At 67.0% G+C, this 13,586-nt stretch carries 11 protein-coding genes; 8 read left to right on the forward strand and 3 right to left on the reverse strand.

The features are described from left to right. From G3O00_RS32045 to G3O00_RS32060, 4 genes are all read left to right on the forward strand, one after another. On the forward strand, positions 1-1,391 hold a 1,391-nt coding region (locus G3O00_RS32045; protein WP_206145385.1), incomplete at its 5' end, for an FAD-binding oxidoreductase. A gap of 5 nt (positions 1,392-1,396) precedes the next feature. Then, the gene (locus G3O00_RS32050) at positions 1,397-1,972 is read left to right on the forward strand and encodes a glycerol-3-phosphate responsive antiterminator (RefSeq protein WP_011355674.1); all 576 of its coding nucleotides are present in this window, start codon (positions 1,397-1,399) and stop codon (positions 1,970-1,972) included. A gap of 28 nt (positions 1,973-2,000) precedes the next feature. Then, positions 2,001-2,336 (forward strand): putative quinol monooxygenase, encoded by a 336-nt coding sequence (locus tag G3O00_RS32055; protein WP_011355673.1) that lies wholly within the window; start codon positions 2,001-2,003, stop codon positions 2,334-2,336. Then, a complete protein-coding gene (locus G3O00_RS32060) occupies positions 2,333-3,490 on the forward strand; it encodes an iron-containing alcohol dehydrogenase (protein WP_206145386.1) in 1,158 nt (385 codons plus the stop codon). The genes G3O00_RS32055 and G3O00_RS32060 overlap by 4 nt, the downstream gene beginning before the upstream one ends. Positions 3,491-3,527: 37 nt before the next feature. Here G3O00_RS32060 and G3O00_RS32065 read toward each other — a convergent pair whose 3' ends face one another. Both G3O00_RS32065 and G3O00_RS32070 read right to left on the reverse strand, forming a co-directional pair. Beyond that, positions 3,528-4,703, reverse strand: coding sequence for an MFS transporter (locus tag G3O00_RS32065; RefSeq protein ID WP_206145387.1), 1,176 nt, complete (start codon positions 4,701-4,703; stop codon positions 3,528-3,530). Between the two features lie 216 nt (positions 4,704-4,919). After that, positions 4,920-7,100, reverse strand: a complete 2,181-nt coding sequence (locus G3O00_RS32070) for an ornithine decarboxylase (protein WP_206145388.1) — start codon at positions 7,098-7,100, stop codon at positions 4,920-4,922. Positions 7,101-7,203: 103 nt separating this feature from the next. Here G3O00_RS32070 and G3O00_RS32075 point away from each other — a divergent pair, with 103 nt between their 5' ends. From G3O00_RS32075 to potE, 3 genes are all read left to right on the forward strand, one after another. After that, positions 7,204-7,410, forward strand: a complete 207-nt coding sequence (locus G3O00_RS32075) for a hypothetical protein (protein WP_206145389.1) — start codon at positions 7,204-7,206, stop codon at positions 7,408-7,410. Between the two features lie 200 nt (positions 7,411-7,610). Then, the gene (locus tag G3O00_RS32080) at positions 7,611-9,911 is read left to right on the forward strand and encodes an Orn/Lys/Arg decarboxylase N-terminal domain-containing protein (RefSeq protein ID WP_206145390.1); all 2,301 of its coding nucleotides are present in this window, start codon (positions 7,611-7,613) and stop codon (positions 9,909-9,911) included. 46 nt (positions 9,912-9,957) lie between these two features. Further along, positions 9,958-11,343 (forward strand): putrescine-ornithine antiporter, encoded by a 1,386-nt coding sequence (gene potE / locus G3O00_RS32085; protein WP_174930505.1) that lies wholly within the window; start codon positions 9,958-9,960, stop codon positions 11,341-11,343. 40 nt (positions 11,344-11,383) lie between these two features. Here the strand turns inward: potE and G3O00_RS32090 are convergent, their stop codons facing one another. Next, a complete protein-coding gene (locus G3O00_RS32090; protein WP_174930504.1) occupies positions 11,384-12,292 on the reverse strand; it encodes a LysR family transcriptional regulator in 909 nt (302 codons plus the stop codon). 588 nt (positions 12,293-12,880) lie between these two features. On the opposite strand from G3O00_RS32090, the gene G3O00_RS32095 reads away from it, so the two are divergent. Beyond that, a partial coding sequence (locus G3O00_RS32095; protein WP_277399342.1) for an ESPR-type extended signal peptide-containing protein occupies positions 12,881-13,586 on the forward strand: 706 nt, incomplete at its 3' end.

The following is a 13,586-nucleotide window of genomic DNA, read 5'->3' on the forward strand; positions in this document are numbered from 1 at the left end:
CCGCGGTGGCCGACGAGGTGCTGGCGCAGCCGGCCGACGTCATCGCGTGGACGCGCGACTGGTGGGCCGCGTCGATGGTGGCCGAGACGGGGGGCCGGCCGGCGACGCCGCACGCGGTCGTCGTGCGCGTGTCGACCGTCGAGCAGGTGCAGGCCGTGATGCGCATCGCGCACGCGGCGACGATTCCGGTGACGGCGTCGGCTGGCCGCAGCAACGTGACGGGCGCGGCGCTGCCCGTGCGAGGCGGCATCGTGCTCGACGTGTGCGAGCTGAACCGGTTGATCGGCGTCGACACCGAGAGCCAGATCGTCGACGTCGAGGCGGGGATGTTCGGCGACGTGTTCGAGGAAACGCTGCAGCGCGAACACGGGCTGACGATGGGGCACTGGCCGTCGTCGTTCGGGATCAGCACGGTGGGCGGCTGGATCGCGTGCCGCGGCGCGGGGCAACTGTCGACGCGCTACGGCAAGATCGAGGACATGGTGTTCGGGATGGACGTGGTACTAGCGGACGGCAGCCTGGTCACGCTCGGCGGCGGTTCACGCGCGGCGGTCGGCCCGGATCTGCAGCAACTGTTCATCGGCAGCGAGGGCACGCTCGGCATCATCGTGCGCGCGCGCCTGAAGCTGCATCGGCTGCCCGACTACGGCCGCGCGATCGCGTACGGCTTCGACACGTTCGCGGCCGGCCTCGACGCGTGCCGCGAGATCCTGCAGCGCGGTGCGAACCCGGCCGCGCTGCGGCTCTACGACGAACTGGAAAGCGGCGTGCAGTTCGGCCTGCCCGATACGAACGTGCTGCTGATCGCCGACGAAGGCACGCAGGAGATCGTCGACGCGGTGATGGCGATCAGCGCGCGCACATGCGAGGAAAGCGGACGCAGGCTCGACGGCGACGCGATCTTCGAGAAGTGGCTCGACACGCGCTACCTGACCGGCAAGAGTGCGGAAGGCTTCAAGCGCAGCCCGGGCTTCGTCGCCGACACGCTGGAGATGTGCGGCCGCTGGCGCGACCTCGCGGCGATCTATCGCGACGTGGTGGCCGCCCTGCAGGCCGTGCCCGGTACGCTGGCCGGATCCGCGCACCAGTCGCATGCCTACGCAGACGGCGCGTGCCTGTATTTCTCGTTGCGCGGCGATGTCGCGGTGGCCGAGCGTGCCGCGTGGTACCGGGCGGCGTGGGACGCGGCGAACGCCGTGCTGATCCAATACAATGCGACGTTGAGTCATCACCACGGCGTCGGGCTGCTGCGTTCGCCGTACATGCGCGATTCGCTGGGCACGGCGTTCCCGGTGCTGCAGACGGTGAAGCGCGCGCTCGATCCGAAGCATATTCTCAACCCCGGCAAGCTTGGCCTCGGCGACGAGACCGGCCCGCGAGTCGACCGGTAAACGTCATGGACAAGTCGCTGGGCGCGCGTCTCGCCCGTCATCCCGTCATCGCCACGCTGTATGGCGTCGAGCAGGCGGACAGCTTCATCGATAGCGCGGCCGAGGTCGGCATCGTCGCGAACGTCGATCTGCGCCGGCTGCAGGCGGTGGTCGTGGCGCTCGCCCGCGCCGGCAAGTTCGTGATCGTCAACATCGACAGTTGCGACGGGCTGTCGCAAGACAAGGGCGGCGTCGAATATCTGGCCGATATCGGCGTCGCGAGCCTCGTCTCCACGCGCGTCGCGACGATCCAGCGCGCGAACCGCGCTGGGCTGATCACGATGCAGAAGGTATTCGTGACCGACCGCTCGACCTGGCCGCGCAGCGTGAAGGCGATCGAGCAGAGCGATCCGAACCTCGTGCAACTGATGCCGGCGCCGATGCTCGCGCACCTGAGCGAAGCCGACCGGCAGGCGTTGCCGCCGATCGTCGCGTCGGGCTTCGTCGGCAACGCGGACGATGTGCGCAGCGCAAGGCGGCACGGTGCAGTCGCGGTGTCGACGAGCGACAGCGCATGGTGGAATTTTGACCCGTCGTCGTGACGGCCCCCAGTCGAACACGGAGCGCAACATGAACGAACCTTACCTGCAGGTCATCGCGCATTTCTACGCCAAACCCGGCAATGGCGATCGCGTGATCGAATTGCTTGCGGAGCTCGCGCCGCTGACGCGCGCCGAGCCGAAGAATCTCGACTACGCGTATTTCCGGTCGCCGGAGAACCCCGACCACGTCGTGATCCTCGAACGCTACCGCGACGCGGACGGCCTCGACGTGCATCGGGAAACGCCGCATTTCCAGCGGATCGGGTTCGGCGCGATCATTCCGTTGCTCGATCGCCGTGAAGTGTCGAGCTACATGGTGAAGCCGGACACCGGCACGGCGACGCCACCGGGAGGCACTCGATGAACCCGTTTCAATTCCGTACCGTTCCGACGCAGGTCGTCGAATTCGGCGCCGCGCGCCGGCTCGGCGCGTTGTTGCGCGAACGCTTTCCGGCGCTCGTGCGGCTGTGTGTCGTCACCGACGCGTTCCTGCATCGCAGCGGCGTGCTCGCGCCCGCGCTGGAGAGCCTCGCCGCGCACGGCTGGCAAGTCACCGTGATCGACGACGTGATCGCCGATCCGCCCGAGCACGTGGTGCTGGAAGCGACCGAACGGGCCGTCGCGGCCGATGCGGAGATCGTGCTCGGCCTGGGCGGCGGATCGTCGATGGACGTCGCGAAGCTGATCGCGGTGCTCGCGCCGGGGCAACAGGCGCTGGCCGACATGTACGGCGTCGACAAGGTGACGAGCGCGCGACTGCCGCTCGTGCAGATGCCGACGACGGCCGGCACCGGCTCCGAAGTGACGGCCGTGTCGATCGTCACGGTCGGCGAGGCGCGCAAGATGGGTGTCGTGTCGCCGCACCTGTTCGCGGACGTCGCGATCCTCGATGCCGAACTGACGCTCGGCCTGCCGCGTGCGGCCACGGCCGCGACCGGCATCGACGCGATGGTGCATGCGATCGAGGCCTACACGTCCGCGCGGCTGAAGAACCCGGTGTCCGACATGCTGGCGACGCACGCGCTGACGCTGCTGTCGCGCAACCTGCTCGCGGCATGCGACGACGGCCACAACCGCCACGCGCGCGAGGCGATGCTGGTCGGTGCGATGTTCGCGGGGCAGGCGTTCGCGAACGCGCCGGTCGCGGCCGTGCACGCGCTGGCCTATCCGGTCGGCGGGATCTTCCATGTGCCGCACGGGCTGTCGAATGCGCTCGTGCTGCCGCACGTGCTGCGGTTCAACGCGCCGGCCGCCGCGCCGCTGTATGCGGAACTCGCGGCGATCGTCGCGCCGTCGGCGACGGGCAGCGATGAAGCGCGTACGCACGCGCTGATCGCCGAGATCGACCGGCTGATCGTCGCGACGGGCATCCCGCGCACGCTGCGCGAAGTCGGCATCGGGGAAGATGACCTGCCGAGGATGGCGTCGGACGCGATGCTGCAGACGCGCCTGCTCGTGAACAATCCGCGCGAGGTGACGGAGGCCGACGCGCTGGAGATCTACCGGCAGGCGTGGTAATGCGGCGGGCGGGTGCGTTGCGCCGCCCGTCATGCATTCACGATGCGCGCGCGGCTTGTCGCGCGGGCCACGCCGCGAGGCAGGCGCACGCGAGCGCCACCGCCACGAGCCCGCATCCGGCCCACGGCGTGACGCGCAGCGCATCGTGTTCGACGAGCACGCCCCCGAGCGCCGAGCCGAGTGCAACACCCGCATGCATGGCCGACACGTTGATGCCGACGCTCGCATCGGCCAGCGACGGAGCAGTGTGGATCAGGTAGTTCTGCACAATCGGCGAGATCGACCAGCTGATGCCGCCCCACAGCATCATCGCGGGCACGAAGGCGAGCGGCGATACACCGGCCGCGGGCAGCACGGCCATCGCGACGAGAAACACGGCCGGGCACGCCCACAGCGCGCGGGAGGCGCCGAGCCTGTCCGAGAAGAGTCCGCCAAGCCATGCGCCGGTCACGCCGGCCATTCCAAATGCGACATACAACCCTTCGAGCGCGGCTGCGCTCGGCGACAGCACGGCCTGCAGATACGGCGTGAGATACGCGAACAGCGTGAAGTGACCGCCGATCATCGCGATGGAGACGAGTTGCGCAGCCACCAGCCGGGGGCGGGCGAGCACCGCGCGATATGACGGCGTGGCCGCTGCATCGGCGGCAGCGGTGGCCGCGATCGGCGCCATGCGAGGCAATCGCCGGCCAAGCCAGATCGCGAGCGGCAGCGCAGGCACGGCGATCGACACGAACACCGCGCGCCAGCCGGCCCAGTCGGCGATCCGCATCCCGATCGGCACGCCGAGCACGAGCGACGCGCTGATCCCCATGAACACGATGCCGATCGCGCGGCCGCGTTGCGACGCCGGCGCAAGTTCGGCCGCGAACCGCGTCGCGACGAGGATCAGCGTCGCACAGCTCGCAGCCATCAGCACGCGCGCGGCGAACAGGCTCGCATAGCCGGGACTGGCCGCGGCGCACAGGTTCGCGGCGGCGAACACGCCGAGCGACGCGAGCAGCGCGGTGCGCCGCTCGACACGCGCGACGCAGGCTGCCGCGACGAGCGCGGCCAGCGCGAACACGGCGGAGAAGATCGTGGTGAGTTGGCCGGCGGCGGCGATCGAAACGTGCAGGCCGGCGGAGATGGCCGGCAGGATGCCGACGCAGATGTTTTCGGCGACGCCGGCCAGGAACACGGCGGCGGCCAGCAGGTAGATGCGAACGTCCAACGGAACCCCTCCTGTACGCACGACGCGACAGCGCCGGGCAGGGGGCGGGGCCGCATCGGAACGAATCGACGGATGGGTTTCGAGGCGAGGCTTCGGTTATCCCGGAAAGCAGGACGGTACCGCACGGTCAGGCGGTGCGCAAGTGCGGATTCTTGCGCGCGTGCCTGCGCCGTGCGGTGGCCCCGCAGAAGGGCGGTGAGTGCCCGCCAGGCCCGGTTACGCGCGTGATGCGTCGGTGCCGGTTGCCACGACGTAAGCGGAAGCCTGCTTCGTGCCGTCCGGCTGCGTTTGCAGATAGACGCCCTGGATTTCCGGCTCGAAACCCGGCAGTGCGTTGATCCCGGCTTCGAGCGCGCGGAAGTAGTCGAGCGCCGGGCCGCCCCATGCTTCGCCGGGCACCACGCAGAAGATGCCGGGCGGATAGGGCAGCGCGCCTTCCGTCGCGATCCGGCCTTCGATGCGATCGAGCGTGACGAGCTCGACGTTGTTGCGAATCAGCTCGGCGTTCGCGGCCTGCGGCAGCATCGCCTGTTTCGGGAACTGCGCGCGCCGGAACATCAGCTTCTGCAGATGCTTCATGTCGTGGCTGCGGTAGAAGTCGTGCATTCGCTGGCACAGCTGCCGCAGGCGCATGTTGCCGTACAGCTCCGGATACGCTTCGCACAGCGACGGAATCGCTTCGCGCAGCGGCGTGTCCTGGTCGAGATGGCGTTCGAACTGCGCGAGGTGCGCGACCAGATGCTGCAGCTTGCCGAAGCTCTCCGACGGCGTGAGCAGGAACAGGATCGTGTACAGGTCGGCCTTCTCGGGCACGACGCCGTGCTCGCGCAGGTAGCGCGCCAGGATCGGCGCCGGCGCGCCGAACGCCGCGTATTCGTGCGTGTCGCGATCGATGCCGGGCGTCGTCAGCAGCAGCTTGCACGGGTCGACGAAATACTGGTCGTCCGCATAGCCTTCGAAGCCGTGCCACGTGTCGGCCGGGTGGAAGCGGAAGAAGCGCAGGTCGTCGACGATCTGCTCGGTCGGGTAGTCGGCCCACGGGCGGCCGTCGATGTTCTGGGGAACGAACGGTCGGATCTGGCGGCAGGTCTTCAGCAGCAGCTTGCGCGCATCGACGCCGTGCGCCACGCAGTCGCGCCACAGGCGCTTGCCGGCCGGGCCGGCGTGCATCTGCGCGTTGACGTCGAGTGCCGCGAACATCGGGTAGAACGGGCTCGTCGACGCATGGATCATGTACGCGTTGTTGAAGCGCCGGTGATCGCAGAAGCGCTTCTGGCCTTCGATGTGGCTGTCCTTCTTGTGGATCTGCGACGTCTGCGAGAAACCGGCCTGCTGCTTGTGCACCGATTGCGTGACGAAGATGCCGGGATCGTCGGGGCCGAGCGTCAGCATCAGCGGCGAGCAGTCCTGCATCATCGGGATGAACTGCTCGTAGCCGACCCACGCCGAGTCGAACAGGATGTAGTCGCACAGATGCCCGATCCGGTCGACGATCTCGCGCGCGTTGTAGATCGTGCCGTCGTAGGTGCCGAGCTGGATCACCGCGAGCCGGAACGGCCGCGGCCGGTCGGCGCGTTCCGGCGCGACGTCGCGGATCGCGTCGCGAATGCGCGCTTCGTCGAGCGCCGCGCTGTCGACGCCGCCGATCAGGCCCCACGCGTTGCGCGCGGTTTCGAGGTAGACCGGCCGCGCGCCCGACAGCACGAGCGCGCCGAGGTGTACCGACTTGTGGTTGTTGCGGTCGAACAGCACGAGATCGTCGGGGGCGAGCAGCGCGCTCGTGACGACCTTGTTCGACGTCGACGTGCCGTTCAGCACGAAGTACGTCTTGTCCGCGTTGTAGATCCGCGCGGCATTGCGCTGCGCTTCCAGCGCGGGGCCTTCGTGGATCAGCAGGTCGCCGAGCCGGACATCGGCGTTGCAGAGGTCGGCGCGAAAGATCGTCTCGCCGAAGAAGTCGAAGAACATCCGGCCGAGCGGGTGGTTCGAGAAGAACTGACCGCCCTGGTGGCCGGGGCAGTCGAATTCGACGTAGCCGCGCTGTACGTATTCGCGCATCACCTTGAAGAACGGCGGCAGCAGGTTCTCGCTGTAGATGTCGGCGGCGGCGGAGATCTGCCGGCCGTAGTAGTGGCGTCCGCCGTGGCGGAGCTGGATCACGCCGCTGGCGCTCGGCAGGATCGACGGCGGCACTTCCTGGTCGGGCTCGACCGCGACGAAGAACGGAATCGCGAATCCGGTTCTTTCGACGGTTTTAAGCACCTGTTGCGCCGAATCGATTCCGACGACGATGGCCGCGATATTCGTGAAATCGGTCTGAAATACATCGACCTGTTCGTGCGTGGTGAGGAAGGCACCAATCAGCGCCGGCTCGACTGCGATTTTCAACAGGCTCACGCGAACTCTCCCGTAAATGTGCGGAAAACGGGAGCCGCATTCGCACCGGTGCGTAATCCGCGTAATCCGACACGCGCTGCAGCCGATTGAAACGCTCCCGCGAATGCTGAATGCCGAATGGCGCGCCGCACGATGCAGCCTTGCGCGGCGCGGTGCAGCCGCCACCGGACAAGGCACGGCGCAGCCGATCGTAGCAACAAAACGGGGCGAATTCAATCGACCGGAATCGACAATCCCGGCGCGGGATGAGAACGATCAAATAATCGGAAATTGGCGTGCTGCAATGCACATCAAAATGAACCGATCGTGAAATGCGATTTGAAAACGGCCGACCGTTTCGCCGAATCGTCTGCTTTTCATCAAATGGCATCTATGGCATAGTCGGCTCCGAATTGGATGGCGAATCAAACCGGATTTGCGAGCGTCTCACGCCGCCGCCCGTGGCCTGCTGTCCGCGTGCTCGTGAGACGCATCACCCCAACGAAGCATCGGAACAACGAGGGCAACAACATGAATACCTCCGTCGGTGGCATTCGTCGTCTCGGCATGCGCGCGCTTCTGGTCGACGACGAGATCACGCAGGAAACCGCGACCGGGCGTGCGGTCCGTACGCTGAGCGCGGAACTCGTGCAGCGCGACATCGACGTGCTCACGGCAACCTCGGCCGACGATGCAATCATGCTGATCCGCTCCGATCCGTCGATCCAGTGCGTGCTGCTCGACTGGGATCTCGGCGTGGACGGCCACGGGCCGTCCGAGGCCGTGGTCGACGCGATCCGGCATCGCAACGGCAACGTGCCGATCTTCCTGCTGGCCGACCGCAGCGTCGCATCGACGGTGCCGTCCGCGGTGATGGGCAAGGTCGACGATTTCGTGTGGCTGCTCGAAGATACGGCCGACTTCATCGGCGGGCGCATCCATGCGGCGATCGAACGCTATCGCGCCACCGTGCTACCGCCGATGTTCGGCGCGCTCGCGAAATTCTCGCGCGTCTACGAATACTCATGGCATACGCCCGGCCACACGGGCGGCACGGGCTTCCTGAAATCGCCGGTCGGCCGCGCGTTCTTCGAATACTTCGGCGAAGCGCTGTTCCGTTCCGACCTGTCGATCTCGGTCGGCGAACTCGGCTCGCTGCTCGACCACTCGGGCCCGATCGGCGAAAGCGAGCGCTACGCGGCGCGCGTGTTCGGCGCGCATCGCACGTATCACGTGACGAACGGCTCGTCGACGTCGAACCGCATCATCCTGATGGCGAGCGTGAGCCGCGACCAGATCGCGCTGTGCGACCGCAACTGCCACAAGTCGGCCGAGCATGCGATGACGATGTCGGGCGCGATCCCGACCTACCTCGTGCCGACGCGCAATCGCTACGGGATCATCGGGCCGATCGCGTCGGAGCGCCTCACGCAGGCGGCGATCCGCGAGGCGATCACGTCGAACCCGCTCACGGCCGGGCTCGCCGACCGCCAGCCGAAGCATGCGATCGTCACCAATTCGACGTACGACGGCCTGTGCTACAACGTCGCGCGCGTCGAGGAGCTGCTCGGCGCGAGCGTCGACCGGCTGCATTTCGACGAAGCATGGTACGGCTACGCGCGTTTCAACCCGATCTACCGCGATCGCCATGCGATGCACGGCGACCCGCGCGACCATCATGCGGACCGCCCGACGGTGTTCGCGACGCAGTCGACGCACAAGCTGCTGACCGCGCTGTCGCAGGCGTCGTACATCCACGTGCGCGACGGCCGCAACCCGATTCCGCATGGCCAGTTCAACGAAACATTCATGATGCACGCGTCGACGTCGCCGAACTACGCGATCATCGCGTCGAACGACGTCGCGGCCGCGATGATGGACGGCCCCGGCGGCGCGGCGCTCACGCACGAGTCGATCGAGGAGGCCGTCGCGTTCCGGCAGATGATCGCGCGGATGAACAGCGAGTTCGGCGCGAAAGGCGACTGGTTCTTCGAATGCTGGCAGCCCGACACCGTGCTCGAGACGCGCACCGGCCGCACGCTGCCGTTCCACGATGCGCCGCCCGAGCTGCTCGCGAGCGACCCGTCGTGCTGGGTGCTGCGCCCCGGCGCGCAATGGCACGGCTTCGGCAATATCGAAGATGGCTACTGCATGCTCGATCCGATCAAGGTGTCGATCGTCACGCCGGGCGTCGCGCCGGCCGGCGGGCTGATGCCGGTCGGCATTCCGGCGAGCATCGTGACCGCGTATCTCGATGCGCGCGGGATCGTCGTCGAGAAAACCACCGACTTCACGATCCTGTTCCTGTTCTCGATTGGCATCACGAAGGGCAAATGGGGCTCGCTCGTCAGCGCGCTGTGCGACTTCAAGCGCGACTACGATGCGAACCTGCCGCTCGACATGGCGATTCCGTCACTGGTGAAGGAGCACGGCTCGCGCTATGCGGGCATGGGGCTGAAGGACCTGGCCGACACGATGTTCGCGGCGATGGAGCAGCTCGGCACGACGCGGCTGATGTCGGAAGCCTTCTCGATCCTGCCGAAGCCGGAGATGAGCCCGGTGCGCGCGTACGAGCATCTGGTGCAGGGCCGCGTCGAGCAGGTCACGCTCGAGGAGCTGGCCGGGCGCACGGTCGCCACCGGCGTCGTGCCGTATCCGCCGGGCATTCCGCTGCTGATGCCGGGCGAGAACGCGGGGCCGGCGGGCGGCCCGGTGCTCGGCTACCTGAAGGCGCTCGAAGCGTACGACCGGCGCTTCCCGGGCTTCGCGCACGACACGCACGGCGTGGAAGTCGAGGACGGCACGTACCGCGTGTATTGCCTGACGGCCTGAACGAGCGACCGGCCGCGCGACGGCCTCACATCGAAGGATCGACATCATGGAAAACACAGCGCGCATGTCCGACGCGGCCCCCGCGGCCGCGCCGAAGAACCGGATGAACGTCTGGCAGCTCACCATCCTCACGGCGGTCAACATGATGGGCTCCGGCATCATCCTGCTGCCGTCGAAGCTCGCGCAGGTCGGCACGATCTCGCTGCTGTCGTGGATCGTCACGGCCGGCGGCTCGCTCGCGCTGGCCTATGCGTTCGCGCGCTGCGGGATGCTGAGCCGCAAGCCGGGCGGGATGGGCGGCTACGCGGAATATGCGTTCGGCAAGGCCGGCAACTACATGGCGAACTACACGTACGGGTTGTCGCTGGTGATCGCCAACGTCGCGATCGGCGTCACGGCGGTCGGCTACGGCACCGTGCTGTTCGACGCGACGCTGTCGCCGCTGCAGACCGGCCTGTGGACGATCTTCCTGCTCGTGCTCACGACGGTCGCGAACTTCGGTGGCTCGCGCATCACCGGCCGGATCGGCGCGGTGACGGTGTGGGGCGTGATCATTCCGGTCGTCGTCGTGTCGCTGATCGGCTGGTTCTGGTTCAGCGGTGCGACCTGGGGCGCCGCGTGGAACCCGAACAACATCCCGTTCGGGCCGGCTGTGGGCAGCTCGATCGCGGTGACGCTGTGGGCGTTCCTCGGGCTCGAATCGGCATGCGCGAACTCGGACGCCGTCGAGAATCCGGAGCGCAACGTGCCGATCGCCGTGCTCGGCGGCACGATCGCGTCGGCGATCTTCTACATCGTGTCGACCAACGTGATTGCGGGGATCGTGCCCAACGCGATCCTCGCGAAGTCGAACGCGCCGTTCGGCATCGCGTTCGCGACGATGTTCACGCCGACGGTCGGCACGATCGTCACCGCGCTGATGGTGATCGCATGCATCGGCTCGCTGCTCGGCTGGCAGTTCACGGTCGCGCAGGTGTTCAAGAGCTCGGCGGACGTCGGCTACTTCCTGCCGGTGTTCGCGCGGGCGACGCGCACCGGCACGCCGATCGTCGGGATGGTGATCCTGCTCGTGGCGCAGGTCGCGCTGGCGTTGATGACGATCAGCCCGGAGCTGAGCAGCCAGTTCCAGAAGATCGTCGATCTCGCGGTCGTCACGAACCTCGTGCCGTACGTGATGTCGATGGCCGCGCTGATCACGATCCAGAAGGTCGCGAAGGTGCCGCCGGCGAAGGCGCTGCTGACCAACGCGATCGCGATGGTGGCCACCGCGTACAGCTTCTATGCGCTGTTCAGCTCGGGCGAGCAGGCGCTGATGCTCGGCGGCCTGTGCGTGTTCCTCGGCTGGACGCTGTTCGGTTTCGTCAGCGCGCGCTTCTACCAGATGGAAGTCGACGCCCATGTGAAGGAGCCGGGGAAGTCGCTGCAGGCGTGATGCCGGCGGCCCGCCGCTTGCCGCCGGCGGGCGCATGGCGTCAGTACGTGCGCTTCTTCAGCAGCGCGGGAATTTCCTGTTTCAGCAGGTCGACGATGACCCGCACGCGCGGCGGCAGCGGCCGCTGCGCCTGGACGAGCGCGTTGAGCGCGAAGGCGGGGATCGTGTACCGGGGCAGCACCTCGACGAGTTTGCCTTGCGCGAACGCGTTCAGGCAGGCCGGCTGCTGGACCACGCCGATGCCGCCGCCGGCCAGGATCGTGTCGAACATCGGACGCCAGTGGCTGGTCGTCATGACCGTCTGGATCCGCGCGTATTCGAGCGTTTTGTCCTCGCCTTGCAGCGGCAGTTGCTCGTTCGCGAAGATGCCCTTCACGCGGATGAACGGGTGGTTCACGAGGTCGGTCTTGTTTTCGATCGGGCCGTAGCGAGCGAGATACGACGGCGCGGCCACCAACACGCGCTCCACTGCGCCGATCGGATGCGCGACGAATCCGCCGTCGCCGAGCTGGCCGAGCCGGATCGAGATGTCGACGCCTTCCGTGACCGGATCGACGATGCTGTCGTTCAGTATGAGGTCGATGTGAAGCTGCGGATACAACGTGCGGATGTGCATCAGCGCCTTCGGAATCACGACTTCGCCGAAGCACTGCGGCGACGCGAGCCGGATCGTGCCGCTCAGCGTCTGTTCCACTCTCGATACCGATGCGATCGTATCTTCCGCCGCGTCGAGCAGTTCCTTGCTGCGTTCGTAGAAGACCCGGCCTTCCTCGGTGCAGGTGAGGGTGCGGGCACTGCGCATCAGCAGCCGCGTGCCGAGGAATTTCTCGAGTTTCTCGATGCGCTCGCTGACGGCCGGCTGGCCCATGTCGAGATCCCGGGCCGCGCCTGACATCGTGCCGCGCTCGACAACCCGGACGTAGATGCGCATCGTCGCCAACAAATCCATGAAGTCGCGCCTCTTGTCTGATTAATGAACGTTTATAATCCGCCTGAAAATACGGCGATTCAATCTCGTTTTAAGAGCAATATCCATCGCTGAACACGGCTTCCGGTCAATACAACGTACTCAGAATCATCCGGAAACCATTTCGCATTTCGATCCGTTTTCCAATCGGCAGATGGTACTAAAACACCTTTCTCCGAAAGATGCGCGCACGGCCGATATTTGATATCGGCTCGACAGACTACCGTCAAGCCCTGACGCACCGTAATCTTCGCCGCGACCTGTCAGTTTGGACAGGAAGCGGTTGACGCATGCGGATACGAAGGGCGGCTGACGGGCAACGCCATGCGATTCTCCGCGGCGATGCGCGCAGGACCGAACGTCTTCCCCGACACATCCGCATTCGTTTCGTCCGTTCACGAGACGGATTTCCCGCTTCCGTTCCGATTCCGGTGGTTTCGCCCATACGCCCCGCATGCTGGCGCGATGTGGCTCCAGCCGGATTCCCGCCTTTTTGCTTTTGCTTCTGCGTCCCTGCAACAGCCAGTTGATTCGGACCACTTATCAGTTTCGCGATAACACTGGATAGCCATGAACAAGATCTACAGAACAATCTGGAATGAATCGATCCGCGCATGGGTCGCGGTTCACGAAAACGCGGCGGCGTGCGGCAAGTCGCCGCGCAGCTCGCGCCGGCGCCTGTCGCGCGGGCTGCTCGCGTTGGGTATGGCTGCCACCGGCTTTGCAGCGACGACGCCGACGGCGTTCGCGCAGGTGACGACGTCCGGTAGCGACCAGGGTTTCGGCATCGGCTCGACGAGCCGCGGGAATGCCAATTGCGTCGCGATCGGCGCGAAGGGCTCGTCCAACGCGGTGGCGAATTGCGGCGGGGCCGATGCGCTGGCCGTCGGCAACGGCGCGACGGCGACCGGCGCGACGTCCGCCGCGTTCGGCTATAGCGCACGGGCGATCAACAACGGCGACCTGGCGATGGGCGCGACCGCCTATGCGTCGGGCGGGGCCGGCAACCTGTCGGCGGTGGCACTCGGGCGCGGTGCGACGGCGGTCGGCGAGGATGCGCTGGCGCTCGGCAACTCGGCCAATGCGCAGGTGAACTACGGCGCGGCGCTCGGCAACTTCGCGCAAGTGACCGCGCGCAACGCGCTGGCCGTCGGCAATTCGTCGAATGCGGGCGGCGTGGCCGCGACCGCGATCGGCAACTTCGCGACGGCGACCGGCACCAACGCGGTGGCGATCGGCGGCGGTGGCGTGCCGGGCGCTTTCATCGGCGCGCACG

This window comes from Burkholderia sp. Ac-20384, assembly GCF_017104605.1.
GTDB classification, from domain to species: domain Bacteria; phylum Pseudomonadota; class Gammaproteobacteria; order Burkholderiales; family Burkholderiaceae; genus Burkholderia; species Burkholderia lata.

Bases quoted from the DNA above. Each gene is read 5' to 3' on its own strand.
- G3O00_RS32090 (WP_174930504.1), bottom strand. From the start codon at position 12,292: ATGGATTTGTTGGCGACGATGCGCATCTACGTCCGGGTTGTCGAGCGC.
- G3O00_RS32060 (WP_206145386.1), top strand. From the start codon at position 2,333: ATGAACCCGTTTCAATTCCGTACCGTTCCGACGCAGGTCGTCGAATTC.
- potE (WP_174930505.1), top strand. From the start codon at position 9,958: ATGGAAAACACAGCGCGCATGTCCGACGCGGCCCCCGCGGCCGCGCCG.
- G3O00_RS32075 (WP_206145389.1), top strand. From the start codon at position 7,204: ATGCTGAATGCCGAATGGCGCGCCGCACGATGCAGCCTTGCGCGGCGC.
- G3O00_RS32050 (WP_011355674.1), top strand. From the start codon at position 1,397: ATGGACAAGTCGCTGGGCGCGCGTCTCGCCCGTCATCCCGTCATCGCC.
- G3O00_RS32080 (WP_206145390.1), top strand. From the start codon at position 7,611: ATGAATACCTCCGTCGGTGGCATTCGTCGTCTCGGCATGCGCGCGCTT.
- G3O00_RS32055 (WP_011355673.1), top strand. From the start codon at position 2,001: ATGAACGAACCTTACCTGCAGGTCATCGCGCATTTCTACGCCAAACCC.